This is a genomic window from Dysosmobacter sp. Phy (assembly GCF_054476235.1).
Genome location: NZ_CM136997.1, coordinates 1,731,882 through 1,752,924, shown reverse-complemented (window position 1 = coordinate 1,752,924; position 21,043 = coordinate 1,731,882). Strand labels below are relative to the sequence as shown.

General features: G+C 65.5%; 22 protein-coding genes. 4 read left to right on the top strand and 18 right to left on the bottom strand.

Annotation, left to right across the window (positions count from 1 at the left end; translation table 11 throughout):
• Window positions 1-90: 90 nt before the first annotated feature.
• A complete protein-coding gene (locus ACVDHE_RS08515) occupies window positions 91-1,551 on the top strand; it encodes a sodium-dependent transporter (protein ID WP_418725126.1) in 1,461 nt (486 codons plus the stop codon).
• A 114-nt stretch (window positions 1,552-1,665) separates the two neighbouring features.
• Here the strand turns inward: ACVDHE_RS08515 and ACVDHE_RS08510 are convergent, their stop codons facing one another.
• On the bottom strand, window positions 1,666-2,514 hold the full coding sequence (locus tag ACVDHE_RS08510; protein WP_213037632.1) for a DegV family protein: 849 nt from the start codon (window positions 2,512-2,514) through the stop codon (window positions 1,666-1,668).
• A gap of 160 nt (window positions 2,515-2,674) precedes the next feature.
• Between ACVDHE_RS08510 and ACVDHE_RS08505 the strand changes: the two genes are divergently transcribed.
• Window positions 2,675-3,298 (top strand): sugar O-acetyltransferase, encoded by a 624-nt coding sequence (locus tag ACVDHE_RS08505; protein ID WP_418725166.1) that lies wholly within the window; start codon window positions 2,675-2,677, stop codon window positions 3,296-3,298.
• A gap of 86 nt (window positions 3,299-3,384) precedes the next feature.
• Here the strand turns inward: ACVDHE_RS08505 and mreB are convergent, their stop codons facing one another.
• From mreB to ACVDHE_RS08475, 6 genes are all read right to left on the bottom strand, one after another.
• On the bottom strand, window positions 3,385-4,410 hold the full coding sequence (gene mreB, locus ACVDHE_RS08500) for a rod shape-determining protein MreB (RefSeq protein WP_458884312.1): 1,026 nt from the start codon (window positions 4,408-4,410) through the stop codon (window positions 3,385-3,387).
• A 102-nt stretch (window positions 4,411-4,512) separates the two neighbouring features.
• Window positions 4,513-5,193, bottom strand: coding sequence for a ComF family protein (locus tag ACVDHE_RS08495; RefSeq protein WP_458884311.1), 681 nt, complete (start codon window positions 5,191-5,193; stop codon window positions 4,513-4,515).
• On the bottom strand, window positions 5,190-5,420 hold the full coding sequence (locus ACVDHE_RS08490) for a helix-turn-helix domain-containing protein (RefSeq protein WP_213037629.1): 231 nt from the start codon (window positions 5,418-5,420) through the stop codon (window positions 5,190-5,192). The genes ACVDHE_RS08495 and ACVDHE_RS08490 overlap by 4 nt, the downstream gene beginning before the upstream one ends.
• 1,011 nt (window positions 5,421-6,431) lie before the next feature.
• A complete protein-coding gene (gene recD2 / locus ACVDHE_RS08485; RefSeq protein ID WP_458884310.1) occupies window positions 6,432-8,636 on the bottom strand; it encodes an SF1B family DNA helicase RecD2 in 2,205 nt (734 codons plus the stop codon).
• A 27-nt stretch (window positions 8,637-8,663) separates the two neighbouring features.
• A complete protein-coding gene (locus tag ACVDHE_RS08480) occupies window positions 8,664-8,981 on the bottom strand; it encodes a hypothetical protein (RefSeq protein ID WP_458884309.1) in 318 nt (105 codons plus the stop codon).
• A 60-nt stretch (window positions 8,982-9,041) separates the two neighbouring features.
• Window positions 9,042-9,254 carry a helix-turn-helix transcriptional regulator gene (locus ACVDHE_RS08475; RefSeq protein WP_418725162.1) on the bottom strand — a complete coding sequence of 71 codons (213 nt, stop codon included), beginning with the start codon at window positions 9,252-9,254 and terminating at the stop codon, window positions 9,042-9,044.
• A gap of 77 nt (window positions 9,255-9,331) precedes the next feature.
• On the opposite strand from ACVDHE_RS08475, the gene ACVDHE_RS08470 reads away from it, so the two are divergent.
• Complete coding sequence (locus ACVDHE_RS08470) at window positions 9,332-9,541, top strand: hypothetical protein (protein WP_418725161.1); 210 nt, start codon at window positions 9,332-9,334, stop codon at window positions 9,539-9,541.
• Here ACVDHE_RS08470 and ybeY read toward each other — a convergent pair.
• Genes ybeY through ACVDHE_RS08450 form a run of 4 tightly spaced genes read right to left on the bottom strand, consistent with a single transcriptional unit; the run spans window position 9,538 to window position 12,519 of the window.
• Window positions 9,538-10,032, bottom strand: coding sequence for an rRNA maturation RNase YbeY (ybeY, locus tag ACVDHE_RS08465; RefSeq protein ID WP_418725160.1), 495 nt, complete (start codon window positions 10,030-10,032; stop codon window positions 9,538-9,540). The genes ACVDHE_RS08470 and ybeY overlap by 4 nt on opposite strands.
• The gene (locus ACVDHE_RS08460; protein ID WP_213037625.1) at window positions 10,032-11,006 is read right to left on the bottom strand and encodes a PhoH family protein; all 975 of its coding nucleotides are present in this window, start codon (window positions 11,004-11,006) and stop codon (window positions 10,032-10,034) included. Before ACVDHE_RS08460 ends, ybeY begins: the two co-directional genes overlap by 1 nt.
• A 19-nt stretch (window positions 11,007-11,025) precedes the next feature.
• Window positions 11,026-12,231 (bottom strand): sporulation protein YqfD, encoded by a 1,206-nt coding sequence (locus ACVDHE_RS08455; protein ID WP_213037624.1) that lies wholly within the window; start codon window positions 12,229-12,231, stop codon window positions 11,026-11,028.
• Between the two features lie 3 nt (window positions 12,232-12,234).
• Complete coding sequence (locus tag ACVDHE_RS08450) at window positions 12,235-12,519, bottom strand: YabP/YqfC family sporulation protein (RefSeq protein ID WP_213037623.1); 285 nt, start codon at window positions 12,517-12,519, stop codon at window positions 12,235-12,237.
• Window positions 12,520-12,629: 110 nt separating this feature from the next.
• Here ACVDHE_RS08450 and ACVDHE_RS08445 point away from each other — a divergent pair, with 110 nt between their 5' ends.
• Entirely contained in the window at window positions 12,630-13,550 is a 921-nt protein-coding gene (locus ACVDHE_RS08445) for a nucleoside recognition domain-containing protein (RefSeq protein ID WP_458884308.1), read from the top strand.
• A gap of 89 nt (window positions 13,551-13,639) precedes the next feature.
• Here ACVDHE_RS08445 and ACVDHE_RS08440 read toward each other — a convergent pair whose 3' ends face one another.
• The 7 genes from ACVDHE_RS08440 to deoC form a co-directional block, all read right to left on the bottom strand.
• Entirely contained in the window at window positions 13,640-14,278 is a 639-nt protein-coding gene (locus ACVDHE_RS08440) for a type I phosphoribosyltransferase (RefSeq protein WP_458884307.1), read from the bottom strand.
• A gap of 16 nt (window positions 14,279-14,294) precedes the next feature.
• Window positions 14,295-15,326, bottom strand: coding sequence for an ABC transporter permease (locus tag ACVDHE_RS08435; protein WP_458884306.1), 1,032 nt, complete (start codon window positions 15,324-15,326; stop codon window positions 14,295-14,297).
• A complete protein-coding gene (locus tag ACVDHE_RS08430) occupies window positions 15,323-16,576 on the bottom strand; it encodes an ABC transporter permease (protein WP_458884305.1) in 1,254 nt (417 codons plus the stop codon). The genes ACVDHE_RS08435 and ACVDHE_RS08430 overlap by 4 nt, the downstream gene beginning before the upstream one ends.
• Entirely contained in the window at window positions 16,573-18,123 is a 1,551-nt protein-coding gene (locus ACVDHE_RS08425) for an ABC transporter ATP-binding protein (RefSeq protein WP_458884304.1), read from the bottom strand. Before ACVDHE_RS08425 ends, ACVDHE_RS08430 begins: the two co-directional genes overlap by 4 nt.
• Before the next feature lie 133 nt (window positions 18,124-18,256).
• A complete protein-coding gene (locus ACVDHE_RS08420) occupies window positions 18,257-19,453 on the bottom strand; it encodes a BMP family lipoprotein (protein ID WP_458884303.1) in 1,197 nt (398 codons plus the stop codon).
• A 202-nt stretch (window positions 19,454-19,655) separates the two neighbouring features.
• Window positions 19,656-20,372 (bottom strand): purine-nucleoside phosphorylase, encoded by a 717-nt coding sequence (gene deoD / locus ACVDHE_RS08415; RefSeq protein ID WP_458884302.1) that lies wholly within the window; start codon window positions 20,370-20,372, stop codon window positions 19,656-19,658.
• Between the two features lie 3 nt (window positions 20,373-20,375).
• The gene (deoC, locus tag ACVDHE_RS08410) at window positions 20,376-21,032 is read right to left on the bottom strand and encodes a deoxyribose-phosphate aldolase (protein WP_458884301.1); all 657 of its coding nucleotides are present in this window, start codon (window positions 21,030-21,032) and stop codon (window positions 20,376-20,378) included.
• Window positions 21,033-21,043 lie beyond the last annotated feature (11 nt).

Genomic DNA, 21,043 nt, shown 5'->3' with positions numbered 1-21,043 from the left:
CTGGGCACTTCCCATGAAAGACACTTGACGGGAGCACCGGAACGTAGTATATTTTTAACAGAAATCCGTATAGGAAAGAGGGGAAATTTTATGTCAAATGAACGAGGTTCCTGGGGCAGCAATATCGGCTTTCTGCTGGCTGCCATCGGCTCCGCCGTCGGCCTTGGCAACATCTGGGGTTTCCCGTACAAGATGGGCAAGTCCGGCGGTTTTACCTTCCTGATCGCATACCTGTTCCTGGCCATCTTCGTGGGCTTTGTGGTCATGGTCAGCGAGCTGGCCATGGGCCGGAAAGTCGGCAAGGGCGTCATCGGCTGCTATCACACCCTGTCCAAGAAGTTCAAATGGGTGGGCTGGCTGGCAGTGTTCTCTCCCTTCATCATCATGAGCTTCTACTCGGTTCTGGGCGGCTACTGCATTGAGTACATGTCCCTGAACATGAGCAACCTGGCCTTCGGCGGTACGGAGGTGCTCTCCACCGGCTCGGAGCTGTTCAGCGCCATGCTGACCAATCCCTTCGGCTGCGTGGTGTTCACCCTGCTGTTCCTGGTAATCTGCTTCCTCATCAACCGGGGCGGCATCTCCGGCGGCATTGAGAAGTTCAACAAGATCGGCATGCCGGCCCTGTTCGTGATGCTGGTCATCATTATCATCCGGGCCCTGACCCTGCCCAACGCCGTGGAGGGTCTGAAGTTCATGTTCGTCCCCGGCTACGCCGTCAGTGCCGGCTTTATTGCGGAGGCGCCCAACTTCATCACCGTCCTGGCCACCGCCGGCGGTCAGATGTTCTTCTCGTTGTCCCTGGCCATGGGCGTCATGTTCACCTACGGCTCCTACCTCAGCAAGCAGGAGAACCTGGTGAAAAACTCCATGGTCATCGTGTTCTCCGATACCCTGGTGGCCCTGATGGCCGGCCTCGCCGTCATCCCCGCCGCCGTGGCCAACGGCATCAACCAGGGCATGAACGTGGCCGACATCAAGCTCAGCGGCCCCAACCTGCTGTTCGTCACGCTGCAGGACGTGTTCAACGCCATGGGCACCGCCGGTCCCCTGTTCGGCGTGATCTTCTACCTGCTGGTCCTGATCGCCGCCATCTCCTCTGCCATCTCCCTGGTGGAAGTGGTCGCCACCTTCTTCCTGGACCGCGCCGCGGAAAAGGGCAAAACTGCCAGCCGCCACAAAGTGGTCCTGATCGTGTGCCTGGCCATCACCGTGGAGGCCATTCTGGTTGCGGTGGACGGCCTGGGCTCCAACGGTCTGTGGGTTCCCGGCCAGGCCACCTTCGGCATCCACACCTGGAACGACTGCTGGCTGGACTTCATGGACATGATGTCCGAGGGCATCGCCATGCCGCTGGGCGCGCTGCTGATGAGCCTGATGGTAGCCTTCGAGGTCAAACCCAAAACGGTGCTGGACGAAGTCCGTCTGGGCAGCAGCGCCAAGATCGACCTCTTCTACAAGATCTGCATTTACATTGTCACTCCGCTGGGTATGTTCCTGGTCCTGCTGGGCCAGCTGAACGACTTCGGCTTCATCCACCTCTTCGGCTGATCGGCGCTTGTACATCAGAAAACGGCGCGGCCTGCGGGCCGCGCCGTTTTTTCGGCCTTATGGGAAGTATACCCCAAAAGGAGGCCGAACGCAGTCGTTTTGGCAACATCCAGTTTATTTCAGGCCAATGTAGGCCATGCCGTAGCAGCCGGGCCCGGCGTGGGTGCCGATGACGGGACCCAGCTCGTCCTGGGCCCAGTCCCGCAGGCCCAGAGCCTGGATGCACTTGTCCCGATAGGGCTCCATGGTCTCCAGGCACCGGGAGTGGCCGAACACCACACAGTGGCGGCTGTCCACGGGATAGTGCTGGGCAAAATCCATGGTGTAGCTGAAGATCTTCTCCCGGCCCCGGACCTTGCCCACGGCCTTGACCTCTCCCTCCACCAGGGCCACCACCGGGGAAATGTGCAGCATCCCTCCCAGCGCGGCAGCGGAGGCGGACACCCGCCCGCCCATTTTCAGATACTTCATGGTGCCGATGAAGGCCAGGAACCGCACCCGGCGGCGCAGATCCTCCAGGGCGGCGGCGATCTCCGCGGCGGACTTTCCCGCGTCCCGCATCCGCACGGCCTCCCGCACCAGCAGTCCCTCGCCGATGGTGGCGTTGAGGGAGTCCACCAGATGCAGCCGCTCCCCGGCCTCCTCCAGCATCTCCTTGGCGATGCAGGCGGACTGGTAGCAGCCCGACAGCTTGGAGGACAGCAGCACGGCCACCACCTCGTCCCCGCTCTCCAGCAGCGGGCCGAAGGCCTCGCAGTACTCCTGGGGGTTGACCTGGGTGGTCTTGGGCAGCGCGGACGCCGCGGCCTGCTTGGCGTAGAACTGCTCCTTGTCCATATCCACGCCGTCGGTGAACACACCGTCCTCGAAGATCACCCGCATCCGGATGACGTGGACGTTCAGCTCCCGCAGCTCCTCATTGGTCAGGTCGCTGGTGGAATCGGTGATGATCTGGACAGCCATGGCTCCTCCTTCTCCGGCGGAACGGGCCGCCGGCAATCCTGAAAGGTTGGTTCCATGATACCAAATCCCCCGGAAATTGCAAGGGCTTTCCGTTGACAGCGGCGGCAATTTCTGCTTTACTGGCCTTATCAATCTCACAGTCCACAGGAGGGGATCGACCTTGACAGAGCGGGAGCGGATGCTGACCGGACAGCTTTACAACGCCGCAGATCCGGAGCTGGCGGCGGCGCGGCTGCGGGCCAAGGAGCTGTGCCGGGCCTTCAACGACACGGCCCCGGCAGACAGCGCCGGGCGGCAGACCATTTTGCGCCGCCTGCTGGGCCATATGGGCGCGAACTGCTGGATCGAGCCCAGTTTCCGCTGCGACTACGGCACCAACATCACCATCGGCGACCACTTTTACGCCAACTACGACTGCATCATTCTGGACGTGGCGTCCGTCGCCATCGGCTCCCACGTGTTTTTCGGCCCCAGGGTGAGCCTCTTCGCTGCCGGGCACCCCATTGACGCCGGGGTGCGGAACACCGAGCTGGAGTTCGGCGCCCCCATCACCATCGCCGACGATGTCTGGATCGGCGGGAGCGTGACGGTGCTGCCCGGCGTCACCATCGGGGCGGGCACCATCGTGGCCGCCGGGTCCGTGGTGAACCGGAGCCTGCCTGCCGGCGTCGTGGCCGCCGGGAACCCCTGCCGGGTGCTGCGGCCCATCACCGACGCCGACCGGGCGTACTGGGAGGCCCAGCGGGCCGCCTACGAGGCGGAGCGCGGCATCCGCCTCACCTGAGCGGCCCAGGTGCCCCATCTGGCCCGCAAACGCACAGAGACCGCCAAAAAGGCCGCCCTGCCGGGCGGCCTTTTTCCTGTCTCTGTTCAGTTCATCTGCTTGCGGCGGCTGAGGTTCATGGTGCCGTCCTGCATGGCGTTGAGGGAGTCCAGGCTCTTGCCGGTGCCCAGGGCAACGCAGGAAATGGCGTCCTCGGCGATGACGGTGTGGATGCCGGTGCGGGCGGTGACCAGCTTGTCGAAGCCGGAGACCAGGCTGCCGCCGCCGGTCATGACGATGCCGTTGGTGGAGATGTCCGCCACCAGCTCCGGGGGCGTGCGCTCCAGCACGGAGTGGATGGCCTCCATGATGCGCTCCACCGGCTCCTCGAAGGCGTCCATCATCTCCGTGGAGGAGACGGTGACCACCTTGGGAAGGCCCGTCAACAGGCACCGGCCCTTGACGTCCATGGTCTCCTCTTCCTCCTTGGGGAAGACGCAGCCGATCTGCTTCTTCATCTCCTCGGCGGTGCGCTCGCCCACCAGCAGGTTGTGCTTGCGGCGCATATACTTCACCACGGACTCGTTGAGCTGATCGCCGGCGATCTTGATGGAGGCGCTCTCCACAACGCCGCTGAGGGAGATGACGGCGATGTCGGCGGTGCCGCCGCCGACGTCCACCACCATGTGGCCGTCGGGCTGGGTGATATCGATGCCGGCGCCGATGGCCGCGGCCACGGGCTCCTCGATCAGATACACCTTCCGGGCGCCGGCCTGGATGCCGGCGTCGATGACGGCGCGCTCCTCGACCTCCGTGATGCCGGAGGGCACGCAGATGATGACCCGGGGCTTGAAGAAGGACACGCCGGCCACCTTGTGGATGAACTCCCGCAGCATCCGCTCGGTCATGTCGTAGTCGGAGATGACGCCCTCCCGCAGGGGACGGATGGCGATGATGTTGCCGGGGGTGCGGCCCAGCATGGCCTGGGCCTCGGTGCCCACCTTCAGCAGCTTGCCCGTGGTCTTATCCATTGCCACCACGGAGGGCTCGTTGAGCACGATGCCCTTGCCCTTTACATACACAAGTACCGACGCGGTACCAAGATCGATACCGATATCCTTCGTCATGGACATAGTTCCACCTCATTTGATCTTTCTAACAGGTATTATGAACGGGTTTTCCCGAACGCAATCATACAAGGTACATTATACTGACAGTTTTCGCCGATTGCAACCCTATTCTTTGGCCGGATTGTGAACTTTTTCCTTCTCCCGGGTCAGCGCGGCGGTCACGCAGGCCACGGACTCCGCTCCGGCGGCGCGCAGGGTCCGGGCGCACTCGGCCAGGGTGGCGCCGGTGGTGCAGATATCGTCCACCAGCAGCACCCGCCTTCCCCGGAGCTTCTCCGCCTCCGCCGCCTCGTAGACCCCCAGCACGTTGGCCCGTCGGGCGGCGGCCTCGCTGAGGCCGGACTGGGCGGGGTTGTCCCAGGTCTTGCGCAGCAGCCGCTCCGGTCTCACGCCCCAGACCCGGCAGGCGCTCTCCGCCAGCAGCCGTGCCTGGTCGTAGCCCCGTTTGCGCAGCCTGCGGCGGCTGACCGGCACCCAGGTGACCACGTCGAACGCCCCGGAGAACCGCTCCGCGGCGCACTGGGCGATCAGCTCCCCCAGGGGCGCCGCCGCGGCGGCGGCGCCCTGGAACTTGAAGCGCAGGAGGCCCTCCCGGGCCAGGTCCTCGTACCACAGCGGCGCGGCGCAGATGGTGCCGCCGGGCAGCGTTTTCAGGCCCTGGTCCCCTTCGGTCCAGGGCAGGGCCTTGCGGCAGGCGGGGCAGATGCCCCGGGTCTCCTGAACCTTGCCGCAGAAGGGGCACTTGGGCGGGTAGAGAAGGTCCAGAAAACTCTCCCAAATTTTCATGGGTTATTTCTCCGCCGGGAATAAGGGCGCTTTTCGTCCGTCAGTCCTACCAGATAATCCAAGCTGACGCCGTAATAGTTTGCCAGCGCAATGGCGTAGCGCAGCGGGAGTTCCCGCTCTCCCCGTTCATACTTCGAGTACAGCGACTGGTCACAAAGCAGAACTTCCGCGATTTGCTTCTGCTTCAAATCACGGTCCTCACGCAGATCACGAATCCTCAAATTCATCAAACATCACCGAAGTGATTGTATTCTTAGGACACATTGTACTGCGCTATTTTGGACTATTTGTCCTATTATATGCAGTGAGCCGTCACTATCAGGCGGGGGGCGGGAGTTTCCCGGAGGAATCCGCCCCCATTTTCTTTTGTCTTGACAAAAGAAAACGGCCGCGGCCGGTCAAAAGAAAACCGCCAGGACAAGAGGCCGGCCCAGAGGGCCGGCCTCTTGTAAATGCGGGGGTCGTGCGAATCGGTCCGGCGCGCATCGACGGCCCCGTCGGCCCTGCGCCTGACTCCGGAGTTTGAAGAGCCCTGTACCCGCATAACAACTGCGGTGGATAAGCGGGGGGAAACCTGAATCGGCGTATTCCCACTCCCGCGCGTTCCGCTTCGCTACGCGCTGCCCTGGCACTTGCAGACGCCGCCAATAGCTGCGCGCTTCCCGACGGGCGCGGTAATTGGGACCGGCGATTGATGTTGGTCCCCGCTTACCGCAGGGGTAGATTCTATATCCTCCTGCTGAGGCCCATGCGTCCGACCCCTGAGCATTCCCTTGTTCGTCAAAACTCTTGCCGCCACCGGGCCAGCGCCTAGCAGCTGCGCAGCCGTTGGCAGCTCTGCTGCCTTACGGATGCGGCGTACCCCTTGCGGGTAAAGCGGAGGGCGCGGAAAGAGAAGCAGGGGCAAATCCGATTTTGCACCCCGAACAATCGCCGCAGTCGTTATGCGGAAACGCAGTTCCACGACCGCCCGGGTAAGGCGCAGGGTCGACGGGGCTGTCGATACGCGCCGGACCGATTCGCACGACCCTCGTTGCACGAAGAGACGGCCCGCACGGGCCGCCTCTTCGTCTCAGCGATTTTCTCTTCCACCGGGCGCGGCGCATTCTCTTTTGGCAAGACAAAAGAGAATGGGGGGCGCATCCCCCGCGGGGACCCCGCGCCGCCCTCCCGGCCCGCCGGGAAAAGGGACATCCCACGAACGCCCCTGCCGGAAACGCTGGCGGCAGACTGCCTCCTCACTCCCCGCTGTGGGCCAGCCGCCACCGCAGCCCCGAATACCGCTTCTGCTGGCGGTCGTTGGCCGCCATGGCCCGGATGGCGGCATCGTCCCCCACCAGGATCAGCAGCTCCCGCGCCCGGGTCAGGGCCGTGTACAGCACGCCCCGAACCATCAGCGACGGGGCGGCGGGCATGACGGAGAGCACCACGCAGCGGTACTCGCTGCCCTGGGCCTTGTGGACCGTCTGGGCGTAGGCCAGGTCGATCTCACTGAGCTGCTCCGCGCCGTAGACGGCCGCCCGGCCGTCGAAGTCCACCTCCAGCCACTCGCCGGAGGGGTCGATCTTCAAAATCTTCCCCACGTCGCCGTTGAACATCCCGGTGCCCACGGTGCCGTCGGCCTTCTCCCAGACCACGTCGTAGTCGTTGCGGGTCTGCATGATCCGGTCCCCCTCCCGGAACAGCCGCTCGCCCCACTGGAGCTCCCGCTTGTCCTCCGCCGGGGGATTCAGCGCCGCCTGGAGGCGGCGGTTGAGGCTGATGGTACCGGTGGGGCCCTTGCGGGTGGGAGTCAGGACCTGGATCTGGTCCGCCGGGACGCCCATCTTCTCCGGCAGGCGGCTGCCGCACAGCTCCACCACCGTGGACACCACCCGCTCCGGGTCCCGGCGGCACAGGAAGAAGCAGTCCCCCTGGTCGTTGGTCAGCTGGGGCGGCTGCCCCAGGTTCACCGCGTGGGCGTTGCGGATGATGGCGGATGCCGATGCCTGGCGGAACACCTCCCGCAGGAAAACCGTCTCCACCTTGCCGCTGCGGATCAGGTCGGAGAACACATTCCCCGCCCCCACCGAGGGCAGCTGGTCCGCGTCCCCCACCAGCACCAGCCGGGTCCCGGGCCGCAGGGCCCGGAGCAGCGCGTCGAACAGCGTCAGGTCCACCATGCTCATCTCGTCCAGGATGACCGCGTCGGCCTCCAGGGGCTCCTTCTCCGACTTGGCGAAGGTCACCTCTCCGGTGCTCTCGCTCCAGTTCATGCCCAGCATCCGGTGGATGGTCTGGGCCTCCCGGCCGGTCAGCTCACTCATGCGCTTGGCGGCCCGGCCCGTGGGGGCCGCCAGCAGGATCTCCAGGCCCATCTTCTCCAGCAGGGCCACGATGCCCCGGACCGCCGTGGTCTTGCCGGTGCCGGGGCCGCCGGTGAGGATCACCACGCCCTGCCGGGCGGCCAGCTCCACCGCCTGGCGCTGAAGGGGCGCGTAGGTGATGCCCTGCTCCCTCTGGATCTCCTCCACGGCCCGGGCGGCCTGGGTGCTGGTGTCCGCCGGGGAGGCCAGCAGGCCCAGCAGCCGCACGCAGGCGGACCGCTCCGCCTCCCACAGCCGCCGCAGGTAGCAGGCGTCCACGTTGGCCACCCGCTCCTGGACCACGGCGCCCCGTTCCACCAGCGTGTCCAGGGCCTGCTCCACCGCCTCCGTGCCGCAGGAGAGCAGCTGGGCCGTGGCGGCGATCAGCTTGTCCCGGGGGAGAAAGACGTGGCCGTTGTTCTCGTTGTGGCTGAGCTCAAAGGTCACCGCCGCCTGGAGCCGCTGGCTGCTGTCCGGGTCGATGCCCATGCCAAGGGCGATCCCGTCGGTGACGGAGAAGGCCACGCCGCAGCTGTCGCCGGAGAGGAGGTACGGGTTCTCCCGGATCTTCTCCAGGGCCGCGTCGCCGTACTGGCGGCGCAGCTGCATGGCCAGCACCGGCGGCAGCTGATACCGGGCCAGGAAGGCCATCAGCCGCCGCAGTCCCATGTGGCGGCGGAAGCTCTCCGCAATCTCCTGGGCCTTTCGGGCGGTGATGCCCTTGAGCTCCGTCAGCCGCTCCGGCGAGAGCTCCAGAATGTCCAGCGCCTGGGCGCCGAAGCGGTCCACGATCCGCTCCGCCGTGGCGGGGCCCACGCCCTTGCACACGCCGGAGGACAGGTAGCACACGATCTCCTCCTCGTCCTCCGGCAGGCTCCGCTCCAGCTCCACCGCCCGCAGCTGCTCGCCGTGCTGGGGGTGGGTCTCCCGGACGCCGGTCACCGTCAGGTGTTCGCCCGGCGCGGCACAGGGGATGCACCCCACCACCGTGACCACCTCGCCCTCCTCGGTCAGGAGGCGCAGGACCGTATAGCCGTTCTCGGCGTTTTGAAAGATGACGCTATGTACGGTGCCCTCGCAGGCGGTCAGCTCTTCCATATCCTTCGTTCACTCGCTTTCGGGGTCTCACCCCAGTTTGATCTCCGGCCCCTCCGTCAGGGCCACGCCCTCGGTCCGGTCCGCCAGGTACGCGGCCAGAGCCCGGGCGTCGGCGCTCATGCCGCAGTCCGCCAGGAGGATCCCGGCCCCCGGCAGCTGGCGGCGCAGACGCCGCAGCTCCCGCACGTCCGCCTCCATGGCCAGGGCCTCCCCCCGCAGGGGCAGCACCAGCAAAAGCCCGGGGATCGCGGGCCGCCCGGCCCGGAGCACCGCCCCCGCCAGGAGCCAGACCACGGTGGTCACGCCCACCGCTGAGAAAAAGGCCAGCAGGCCATCATGGAGCATTACCATCCTCATCACCTCGGGACAGTATATGCCCCATCCGCAAAGATGGTACGCGGCGACTCACCGCCGGTCGCTGCGCCCCACCAGATAGTCCAGGGACACCCCGAAGTGGTCCGCCAGCTTCCAGGCGTTTTCCAGGCTGGGCAAATGCTTTCCCAGCTCAAAAAACTGATAATGCCGCTCACTCAGTCCAACAGCCTCTCCAACCTGCTTCTGCGTTTCGTGGCGTTCCGCGCGTAGTGCCCGTAATCTCTCTTGCACTAAAATATCCATACTCTATTGACACCTAACTTATATCGTGCTATCCTAGTGATAGCACCTAATAAATATCGTGTTTCGGGGGGCTTATCATGTCCGACTTCCTGCTCTGGCTTCACGCCCACTACATCAGGCCCTACCTGGAGGGGCTCCCACAAGGGGACTACAAGCTCTACTTCGATGAGATGTTCGATGTCATGAGCTTTCGGTGTGAGCAGCTCTACGATAAGACCCAGGAGTTTGTTGTGATCCACGCCTTCCTGCTGGGCCTGCACACCGGGCGGGGGCTGCCCCGGGACTAGCGCCCGATCCCCAGCTGGGCCAGGATGGCCTCCTCCCGGGCGCGCATCTGGGCCTTCTGGGGTCCCTCGTCCAGGTGGTCGTAGCCCAGCAGGTGCAGCGCCGAGTGGACCACCAGATACGAGAGCTCCCGGCGCCGGGTGTGGCCGTACTCCCTGGCCTGGGCCGCCACGTGCTCCATGGAGATCACCATGTCCCCCAGGGGCACCAGGCCCGTGCCCGGGTCGGCGTCCTCCGCGCCCGGCAGCTCGCCGGGCGTCAGGTCGAACTCCGGAAAGCTCAGCACGTCCGTGGGCCGGTCCACCTGCCGCATCTCCCGGTTGATCTCGTGGATGCGGGCGTCGTCGGTCAGCAGCACGTCCACCTCGCAGGGGAAGTCCACCCCCTCCGCCTCCAGCGCCGTGCGGATGACCTTGCGGATCAGGGCGCAGTTGCCCTGGCTGGCGGCGCCGGGAATGTCCGCGGTGACCGGAATATAATGCCGCTTTGCCATCACTTCTTCCCCTTTCCGCCGTTTCTGGCGTTCTCGTACTCCTCATAGGCCGCCACGATCCGCTGGACCATGACGTGGCGGACCACGTCGGCGTTGGTCAGCTCGCAGATGCCGATGCCCTCCACCTTCCGCAGCACCCGCATGGCCTCCCGGAGGCCGGAGGCCTTGCCGTCGGGCAGGTCGATCTGGGTCACGTCGCCGGTAATGACGATCTTGGACCCGAAGCCAAGGCGGGTCAGGAACATCTTCATCTGCTCCCGGGAGGTGTTCTGGGCCTCGTCCAGGATGATGAAGCTGTCGTCCAGGGTGCGGCCCCGCATATAGGCCAGGGGCGCCACCTCGATGTTGCCCCGCTCCAGGTACTTCTGGTACGTCTCCGCCCCCAGCATATCGAAGAGGGCGTCGTACAGGGGCCTGAGGTACGGGTCCACCTTGCTCTGGAGGTCGCCGGGAAGAAAGCCCAGCCGCTCGCCGGCCTCCACCGCCGGGCGGGTGAGGATGATGCGGTTGACCTGCTTGTCCCGGAAGGCCTGGACGGCGGCGGCCACGGCCAGATACGTCTTGCCGGTGCCCGCCGGGCCCACGCCGATGGTGACGGTGTTTTTCAGAACGGAGGCGATATACTCCTTCTGGCCGATGGTCTTGGGCTTGATGGGCCGGCCCTTGGCGGAGATGCACAGCACGTCCCCGGTCAGCTGGGTGATCTGCTCCTCCTTGCCGGAGCGGACCAATCCGATGACGTAGCGCACGTTCTGCTCGCCGATGGCCTCTCCCCGGGAGGAGAGGGTCAGCAGGGCCTGGATGGCCTTGCAGGCCAGCATCGTGTTCTCCGGCTCGCCCTCCACCCGGAGCTCTCCGTCCCGGTTCACCACCGTGACGGAGAACTCCTGCTCCAGCAGGCGGATGTTCTCGTCGAAGGACCCGAAGATGTTCACGGCCTGCTCCAGCCGCTCAATGCTGATTCTCTGTTCCAAAGTATCACTCCTGTGCTTTTTACGGGCGGTCTCCGTCCGGTTCTTCCGTATAGATGGGCACCGTCTGGGCGATCTGCTCCACACACTCCGCCGTCAGCGTCACTGTCAGCGTCTCGCCCCGCTGGCGGGAGGAGCAGAGGGTGGAGGACACGGTGCCGTAGTCGTCCACCAGGGTGTGAAGGTAGTCGGTCAGGGCCGCCTCGGCCGCGTCCTCCGCGGCGGCGATATCCACGGCGGCGGCCTGGGGCTCATAGTACCGGCACGTCTCCCGCTCCAGCGTCACCGGCAGCGGCACGCCAAAGAAGGTGAGACGGTCTCTGGTGGTTATTTTATCATAAGAACCGGCCTCCATGCCACTGTTTGAGAAGAATTTTATCCGCTCCGTCCCCAGGACCAGGGAGTAAAAGGTCCTCTCCTCCCCGGTGTAGCGCTTCACCGGCGCCGAAAGGGGCAGGTCGGCAGTGAGCGTATACCAGGTCCGGGCCTCCACGGTGCCCATGCCGGTGAGGACCCGGGCGCCCAGGGTCTGCGTGTCCTCCACGCCGGAGATCAGGATCTGCCCCTCCGTCACAGCCGTGCCCGGCAGCACGCAGGCGGTGCCGTCCAGCGCCTGGATCTCCAGCACCAGACCGGCCCGACGGGCCACTACGTTGGCCGGTTCCCGTTTGCTGACCAGCTCCGGCACCGGCCGCCGCTCCTGCACCTGGACCGTGGCCCGGCAGCCGGAGACGTTGACGGTGAGCCAGTTGAGTTCCGGGATCTCCAGCAGGATGTGATTGCGCAGGTCCTCCGTGTCCAGGCCCAGGCCCAGCGTACCGATGCCGATGCCGTTTTTCTCCAGAGCCCTTAGGATCTCCTCGTCCGAGACGGTCTCGTTGCCCTCCACGGTGAAGTCCCAGATGAAGAAGGACCCCACCGTCACCCACAGCACGCACGCCGTGAGGCCCGCCAGCAGCACCTGCCGCCGGCGGAACCGGCCCAGAAAGAAGGGCACGCCCTCGCCCCGGACCACGGTCATCTCGCACTCCATCCTCCGCAGAGCCCGCCGCAGCCGCCCGCAGTCCCGGCGGCTGAGGCGGCAGGTGAAGGCGGTCTCCGACTGCCACTCCAGGTCCCAGAAGGCCAGCCCCCTGGCGCTGCACAGGTTCAGCACCCGCTCCGGGAAGGGGGCCTCCACCCGCACCCAGGTCTGGCCGCGGAGGCGGTTGACGATCTCTTTCAGCATGGCCTACACCCACTCCACGGCGGCGATCCGCCCGCCGATCCGCAGCTCCTCCGCCGTCATGGCCATCAGGGACAGCCGCTGCCCCCGCACCCGCAGCACACCGCCGGAGGTGTTCACGTCGATCTGCTCCTCCCCATAGGACAGGATCCCGGCGTGGTGCTCCAGATACAGCTGGCGGCTGCCCACCATCTCCAGGTGGGGCAGGCCCGCCACCACGTCCGCCGGCAGGTCGAACAGCTCCGCCACCGTGTCCAGGACCCCCGCCTTGTCTTTTTTGTTCCGCTCCATCGTCTCACCTCTCCCCCGACTGTATGCGCCGCCGGGGAGAAACTTGCGTGTCCCACGGCGGCATAGCCGCCGCCGGCGGGGCATAGACTCAGGCGGGGGGTGACGGGGGAATGAGACTGCGCTGGCGCCTTTTGGCCTGTCTGGGACTGTGCGGACTGCTGCTGTGGATGCTGGCGGACGCCGCCGCGGTCCGGGCCTCCGTGGAGGAGGCGCTGGACCTGTGCGCCCGGTCCGTGGTCCCGGCGCTGTTCCCCTTCCTGGTAGTCACCTCCGCCCTGCTGTCCCTGGGCTTCGGCGAGCTGGCAGCCCCCTGGCTGGCGGGGCTGATGGAACCGCTCTACCGGGTGCCCGGGGCCGGCAGCGCCGCGCTGGTGCTGGGGCTGGTGGGGGGCTATCCCATCGGCGCCTCCACCGCCGCGCAGCTGTGCCGGGCGGGGCTGGTATCCCGGGAGGAGGGGGAGCGGCTGCTGACCTTCTGCAACAACTCCAACCCGGTGTTCCTCATCAGCGTCCTGGGCGTGGGGGTGTTCGGCAGCGTGCGGACGGGGATCTGGCTGTGGCTGATCCACCTGCTCTCGGCGCTGCTGACGGGCCTTTTGTTCCGGGGCCGGGCGCGGCCTGCCCGCCGGCGGCAGCTGACCCGTCCGCCGGCCTTCCGGGCCGTGTCGGCCCCCGCTGCCCTGGTGGAGGCGGTGGCGGCGTCTCTGCGGGGCATGGCGTCGGTGTGCGCCTTCGTGGTGTTCTTCTACGTGCTGGCAAGGCCTCTGGCGGCCCTGGGGGGCCGGGCCGGGGCGTCGCTGGTGGGGCTCACGGAGCTGTTCTCCCTGACGCCCCTGCTGACGCCGGACCGCTTCGGCTTCATCCTGGTCTCCGGCATGGCGGGCTGGGGCGGGCTGTCGGTGCTGTGCCAGACGGCGGCGGTGCTGGAGGGCAGCGGCCTGTCCCCGGCAGCCTGTCTCCGGGGCAAGGCGGTCCAGGGCCTCCTGGCGGCGGCGCTGGCGGCTTCACTGGCGGGGTACGTGCTGGGATAGGCAATCCCTCCTCCGGCGTCCCGGTCCGGCCTCCCCTGCGACGCACCGCACCCCCGGCGCCCAGGCGCCGGGGGTGCGGTTTCGCTGCGTCATATGACAGAATAGCCGAAGCTGTTGACCACCGCGTCCAGGGGCACGCCCCGGCGGCAGAAGGGACACTGGTCCGGCGGATAGCTGGCGTAATCCGGCAGGTCCGTGTAATCGAACAGCGACGCCACGGGCACGTCCTCCATGACCGTCTTATGGCTGTAAATGGCGGCCACGCCGGCCACATGGCCGCCGTAGTACGCCACGCACTCCATGCCCCGGCGGGCGGTGGTGCCGGTGGTCAGAGAGGCAACCAGGAGCAGCACGTTCTTCCCCCGGATCATGTGGCGGGCATTGTCCCGAATCAGGATCTTGCCCTCGCCGTCGGCCTCCGCCCGGAGGACATACATATCCCGGCCCTCGTTCATGGAGCGGTAGCCGGACTGGGTCAGCTGCCGGGCAAGGCAGGTGCCGATGACCCGGGTGCCGTCCAGGCACAAAATGGTGTCCACCAGGCTGTTGGACAGGTGCCGCTCCGCCAGCTGCGCCGCCACGGCCTCCGCCTCCCGGAGGCTGGCCTTCTGGGCGGTCACGTCGATGAGATAGTTGATGTGGCTGTGACGGGTGGCAAAGTGGCCCCGGGCCACCCGCAGCGTCACGTCCCCCACACAGACGGGGAGCTGGAAAAAGATCGGTTCCATGGCGCTCCCCCCTCTCTCAGCGCTGGCCCTTGTCGTAGGGGATGCCCTCGGCCTTGGGGGCCCGGGACTTCTTGGAGGTGAAGGCCAGAACCACCAGGGTGATGATATAGGGCAGCATCCGGTAGAAGTGGGGGCTCACGCCGATCTCCTTGAGCAGGAACACGCCGTCGCCGTTGATGTCGATGCTGGAGTAGGAGGCGGCGATGCACTTGAACAGGCCGAAGATCAGCGCCGCGCCGGCGATGTTCAGGGGCTTCCAGTTGCCGAAGATCATCACCGCCAGGGCCAGGAAGCCGAAGCCCGCCACGTCGCCGGTGGAGGCGCAGTTGGCGGTGGTCATGGCGTAGACGAAGCCGCCCATGCCCGCCAGGGCGCCGGAGATGGTGGTGCCGGCGTAGCGCATCTTGTAGACGTTGATGCCCAGAGAGTCCGCCGCCTGGGGATTTTCACCGCAGGAGCGCAGCCGCAGGCCGAAGCGGGTCTTGTACAGCAGGATGGACAGCACCACGAACAGCAGGATGCAGATGTAGGTGGCAAGGTAGGTCTTGTCGATGAAGGTGGAGCCCAGGAAGCCCATCTCATCGCCGCGGCCGTAGCCGAAGAAGCTCTTTTTGATCATGAACCAGCTGGCGGAGTCGCCCTCGGCCATCTGGAGGGTGTTCTGGTTGGCGATGATGCGGATGAAGAACAGCACCAGGGCGGGGGCCAGCAGGTTCAGCGCGGTGCCGCCGATGGTCTGGTCCGCCTTCAGGTTCACGGAGGCGAAGCTCAGCAGCAGGGAGAACACGGCCCCCATCACCGCCGCCGCCAGCATGGCCAGCAGCATGAAGCCCTGGAGGGCCACCCAGTCGCCGGCGGCCTTGGCCTCGGCGAAGGTGCCCGCCTGCTGGGTCACGTTGACGAACAGCACGCCCACGAAGGCGCCGAAGATCATGATGCCTTCCAGCGCCAGGTTGATGATGCCGCTGCGCTCGGCGAACACGCCGGCCAGGGCCACGATCATCAGGGGGACGGCGTAGATCAGGGTCTGCTGGATCAGAAACGTCATACCCCATCGCCTCCTTTCCCATCCGTTCCATCCGGCCCGTCCTTTGCCGGTGCGGCCGCCGGGGCCGCCTGCTCCGCCGCCGCAGCCCGGCGCTTGCCCCGGGCGCTGAGCAGCATCTTGATCACCAGGGAGAAGGCGCTGAGGTACACGATCACCGCGATGATCACGTCGGTGATGTACTCGTTGTAGGCCGTCAGGTTGGTCATCTGCAGTCCCACGATGTCCAGCATGGACATGAAGCAGCCGGTGAACACCACCGCGATGGGATGGCTGGCCGCCAGCAGGGCCACGGGGATGCCGTTGAAGCCCGTGGCGGGCAGGGACTGGTAGGTGGACCAGAAGAACTCGGTGTTGCCGGAGAGGTAGTACAGCGACGCCGCGGCGCCGGAGAGGCCGCCGGCGATGGCCATGGACAGCACGATGTTGCGCTTGTCGGCGATGCCGGCGTACCGGGCGGCGTGGCGGTTGGCGCCGCAGGCCTTGAGCTCATAGCCCAGGGTGGTCTTGCTCATAAGGATGTAGATCAGCACCGCGATGACGATGGCCACCAGGATGCCGCCGTTGACCTGGGAGTTGGGGAAGAGCTTGTCCAGCCCCAGCTTGGGCGTCTGGACGCCGTTGAAGGAAGTCTTGTAGATATAGCCGCTCTTGGTGTTCTCCACCAGGTTGCGGTAGTCGCTGCCGTCGAACATCCAGGTGACCAGATTGGCGGCGATCCAGTTGGTCATGATGCAGGCCAGCACCTCGTTGATGTTGAGGAAGGCCTTCACCAGGCCCGGGATGCAGCCCCACACGGCGCCGGCCAGGATGCCGCCCAAAAAGGCGATCACCCAGATCAGCCCGGCGGGGACGGTCTCGGAGGGGATGCCCAGGGCCAGCATCAGCGTGGCGGCGGTGCCCATCAGGTACTGGCCCGGCGCGCCGATGTTGAAAAGGCCCGTCTTGAAGGCCACGGCCACGGAAAGGCCCGTCAGGATCAGCGGTGTGGCCCGGAAGAGCATATTGCCCATGTTGGTGGGGTTGAAGCCGAAGGTCAGGGCGCCGGCGGCGTCCCGCCCGGTGGCGAAGAGGCCGCCGAACACCAGCCGGATGCCGTCCCAGGCACCGGTGATGCCCAGCTCCGGAGAGCCCAGGCCCACGATCAGAATGATGACGCCGCCCACGATCAGGCCGATGAAAATGGAGATCAGGGACGCCAGCACGGATTTGGTGCCGTCCCGCTCCAACAGATTGGAACCCTTTTGCTTCACGCCGTCTCACCTGCCTTCGTCGTTCTCTTGGCGCCTGCCATATACAGGCCCAGCTCCTGCACGGTGGTGGTCCGGGGATCCAGCTCGCCCACGATCTCGCCCTCGTACATCACCAGGATCCGGTCGCTGAGGCTCATGACCTCGTCCAGCTCCAGCGACACCAGCAGCACGGCGCGGCCCTTGTCCCGCTCCGCCACCAGCTGGCTGTGGATGTATTCGATGGCGCCCACGTCCAGGCCCCGGGTGGGCTGGACGGCCACGATCAGCGGCTTGTCCCGGTCCACCTCCCGGGCGATGATGGCCTTTTGCTGGTTGCCGCCGGACATGCTGCGGGCCACGGTGACGGGCCCCTGGCCGGAGCGGACGTCATATTGCTCGATCAGCTTGTCGGCGTACTCCCGCACGGCGCCGGTTTTGATGAAGCCCATGTGCTGGAACCGGGGCTCCCGGAACCGCTGGAGCACCATGTTCTGCTCCAGGGTGAAATCCAGGATCAGCCCGTGCTTGTGCCGGTCCTCGGGGATGTGGCTCATGTCGTCCCCCCGGTGACGGATGGAGGCGTGGGAGATGTCCCGGCCGCACAGCTTCACGGTGCCGCCGGAGCACTTCTCCAGCCCCGTCAGGCCGTAGATCAGCTCGCTCTGGCCGTTGCCGTCGATGCCGGCGATGCAGACGATCTCCCCGGCCCGCACCTGGAAGGTGACGTCGTTGACGGCGTTGCGCTTGTGGCTCTTGGAGGGCACGGTGAGGCCCGCCACATCCAGCACCACGTCGGTGGGCCGGGCGGGGGCCTTGACCACCTCCAGCTGCACGGGGCGGCCCACCATCATGTTGCTGAGGGACTGCTTGTCCGTGTCCCTGGTCTCCACGGTGCCGATGCACTTGCCCTTGCGCAGCACCGTCACCCGGTCGGCCACGGCCATGATCTCATTGAGCTTGTGGGAGATGAAGAGGATGGACTTGCCCTCCTTGGCGAACTCCTTCATGGTGGCCATGAGCTCGTCGATCTCCTGGGGCGTCAGCACGGCGGTGGGCTCGTCAAAAATCAGGATCTCGTTGTCCCGGTAGAGCATCTTCAGGATCTCCACCCGCTGCTGCATGCCCACGGTGATATCCTCCACCCGGGCGTCCAGATCCACCTTGAGGCCGTATTTCTCCGACAGGGCCTCCACCTTCTTCCGGGCCTCCTTCTTCTGCAAAAAGCCCAGTTTGGTGGTCTCCGCCCCCAAAATGATGTTGTCCAGCACCGTGAACACGTCGATCAGCTTGAAGTGCTGGTGCACCATGCCGATCCCCAGGGCGGTGGCGTCGTTGGGGTCGTGGATCTTCACTTCCTGCCCGTTTTTCTTGATGACGCCCGCCTCCGGCTGATACAGGCCGAACAGCACGCTCATCAGTGTGGATTTTCCGGCGCCGTTTTCGCCCAGCAGCGCGTGGATCTCTCCCCGCCGCAGCTGGAGCGTGATGTCGTCATTGGCGATGATGCCGGGGAATTCCTTGGTGATGTGAAGCATTTCGATGATGTTCTCCGCTTCCATAAGCCTCATCCCGCCCTCTCCTGAATAGATAGAGCTATTATATAATATTTGGGGAAAAAACACAAGAAATTCATGCCCCGGAACGCCGGGGCCAAAAGAAAGAGGGCGCGTTCGCGCCCTCTTTCCCCAGTGAAATATTGCCTTAGATAATGCTCAGGTTCACGTTGCTCCACTCGGTGGTCTCCAGCTTGGAGAAGTCGTTGTCCACCACCAGGGTGCCGTCCAGCATCTGCTGATACAGGTCCTCGTACTCCTCCACGGTGAAGGTCTCGAAGCGCCAGGAGCTGTCCGCGGTGGGCAGCGCCACGGCGTTGTCCTTCACGCCCAGGGAGGTGCCGGTGCCGCCGATCTCAGAGAAGGTGCCGTCGTACACATGGCCAACGGCCCACTGCACGGCGTCAGACAGACCCTTCATGGCGGAGGTGACCACGTAGTCGGACTCGCCGGACTGGTCCACGTCCACGCCGATCACATAGCCGTCGTTGGCGGAAGCCGCGGCGGCGATGGACTGGAACATGGAGCCGCCGCAGGCAAAGACGATCTCAGTGCCGTTGGCATACCAGCCGCTGATCATGGTCTGCAGCTCGGTGGAGGCGGAGAAGGTGGCGCCGTACTCCCAGGAGTAGTTCATGTCGACGGTGACGCCCAGCTCCTCAGCCGCGGCGTTGGCGCCCTGGACATAGCCGTAGCCGAACCGGCAGCAGGCATCGTTGGTGCCGCCGCCGCCGCCGGAGAAGCCCAGCTTGGTGAAGCCGTCCTTCACAGCGGCGAAGCCGGCCAGATAACCGGCCTGCTCCTCCTGGAAGGAGATGCCGGCCACGTTGGCCAGGACATTGCCGTCGTCATCGGTCAGGGGATAGCCGTCGATGAACACGAAGGGCACGTCGGGGAACTCCATGGCGGCGCGCTTGAGGGCGGCCTCCTGCAGGTAGCCGGCGCACACGACGACCTCAGCGCCGCCGTCCACGGCGGCCTTCATGGCGTCATAGCGGTCATCGTCGGTGGCCTCGCTGGAGTTGGCGGGCTGATAGTACTTGTAGCTCAGGCCGTTGGCGGCGGCATACAGCTTCACGCCGTCAAAGGTGCCCTGGTTGAAGGACTTGTCCTTCAGCTGGCCCACGTCGGTGACGAAGGCCACCTGATACTTGCCGTCCTCGCTGGTCATGGTGTCGGGGATATCGTCGGCGCTGGCGGGAGCCTCGGTCGTGGTCTCGTCAGTGGCGGTATCCTCGGTCGTGGCGGTATCCTCGTCCGTCTGAGCGGTATCGCTGCCGCCGCCGCAGGCGACCAGGGACAAGGCCATCACCAATGCCAGAGTCAATGCAAGAAACTTCTTCATTGGAATCTACCTTCTTTCCATATTTTTCCGGTTTCAACCGGGTCCGATCCGTTTCGGATCAGCTTGCATTATACCAGTTCTTTACCCGGATTTCAACTAGGAACCCCCATCGTTTTCGTTTTGGACACATTTTCCCCTATTTTGACGAAAGCGGGAGGCCGTTTGCCTCCCGCTTTCTCTATCCGCCCTTAGGCGGCGCAGTTCACTTCTTCGCCATTTCCACGGCGGTGCCCAGGGCAATCTCCATCATCCGGGTGAAGCTGGTCTGCCGCTCGGCGGGAGGCAGGGCCTCCCCGGTGACCAGGCTGTCGGAAATGGTGCACATGGCCAGGGCCCGCTTGCCGGCCTCGGCGGCGTTGCAGTACAGGGCGGCGGCCTCCATCTCAATGGCCAGCACCCCCATCTCCCCCCACTTCAGGGTGTCTCCGGCCTTGTTGTAGAACACGTCGGAGCTGAGCAGGTTCCCCACCGGGGGCTCCACGCCCAGCCGCCGGGCCACGGCCACGGCGGTCTCCAGCAGGGTGAAGTCGGCGATGGGGGCGAAGGTGCCGCCCAGGCCATACTGGTGGGCGTAGCGGGAGTCCGTGCAGGCCCCCTGGGCCAGGACCACGTCCCGGAGCTTCAGCTTCGGGGAGATGGCCCCGGCGGAGCCGATGCGGATGATGTTGTCCACGTCGTAGACGTGGAACAGCTCATGGGAGTAGATGCCGATGGAGGGCATGCCCATGCCGGAGGCCATGACGGACACCGGCGTGCCCTGATAGGTGCCGGTATAGCCCTGGATGCCCCGGACGTTGTTGACCAGCACGGGGTTTTCCAGGAAGGTCTCGGCGATGAATTTGGCCCGCAGAGGATCGCCGGGCATCAGGACCGTCTTGGCGAAGGCGCCCGCGGCCGCCTCATTGTGGGGCGTGCCCATGGCTCAGCCCTCCATGGCCTTGACGGCCTTGACGATGCGGCTGGTGCCCAGGCGGGAGGCGCCCAGGCTGATGAAGTCCTCGGCGTCCTTCAGGTCGGCGATGCCGCCGGCGGCCTTGATCTTCACGTCGGGGCCCACGTGCTTTGCGAACAGGGCCACGTCCTCCCGGGTGGCGCCGCCTCCGCCGAAGCCCGTGGAGGTCTTGATATAGTCGGCGCCGGAGGCGGTGACGATCTCACACATCTTCACCTTCTCCTCGTCGGTGAGGAAGCAGCACTCGATGATGACCTTCAGGAGCTTTCCCTTGCAGGCGGCCTTGACGGCCTTGATCTCGCTGAGCAGGTCGTCCCACTTCTTATCCTTGACCCAGCCGATGTTGATGACCATGTCCACCTCCTCGGCGCCGTTGTCCACGGCGTCGGAGGCCATGAAGCACTTGGCGGCGGTGGTGTCGTAGCCGTTGGGGAAGCCGATGACGGTGCAGATGGGGAGCTTTCCCTCCACGTACTGCGCCGCCTGCCGGACGTAGCTTGCGGGGATGCAGACGCTGGCGCAGCCGTATTTCATGCCGTCGTCGCAGATAGCCTGGATCTCCTTCCAGGTGGCCGTCTGGGCCAGCAGGGTGTGGTCGCACTTGCTCAAAATCTCGTTCAGTTCCATTTCAGCACGCT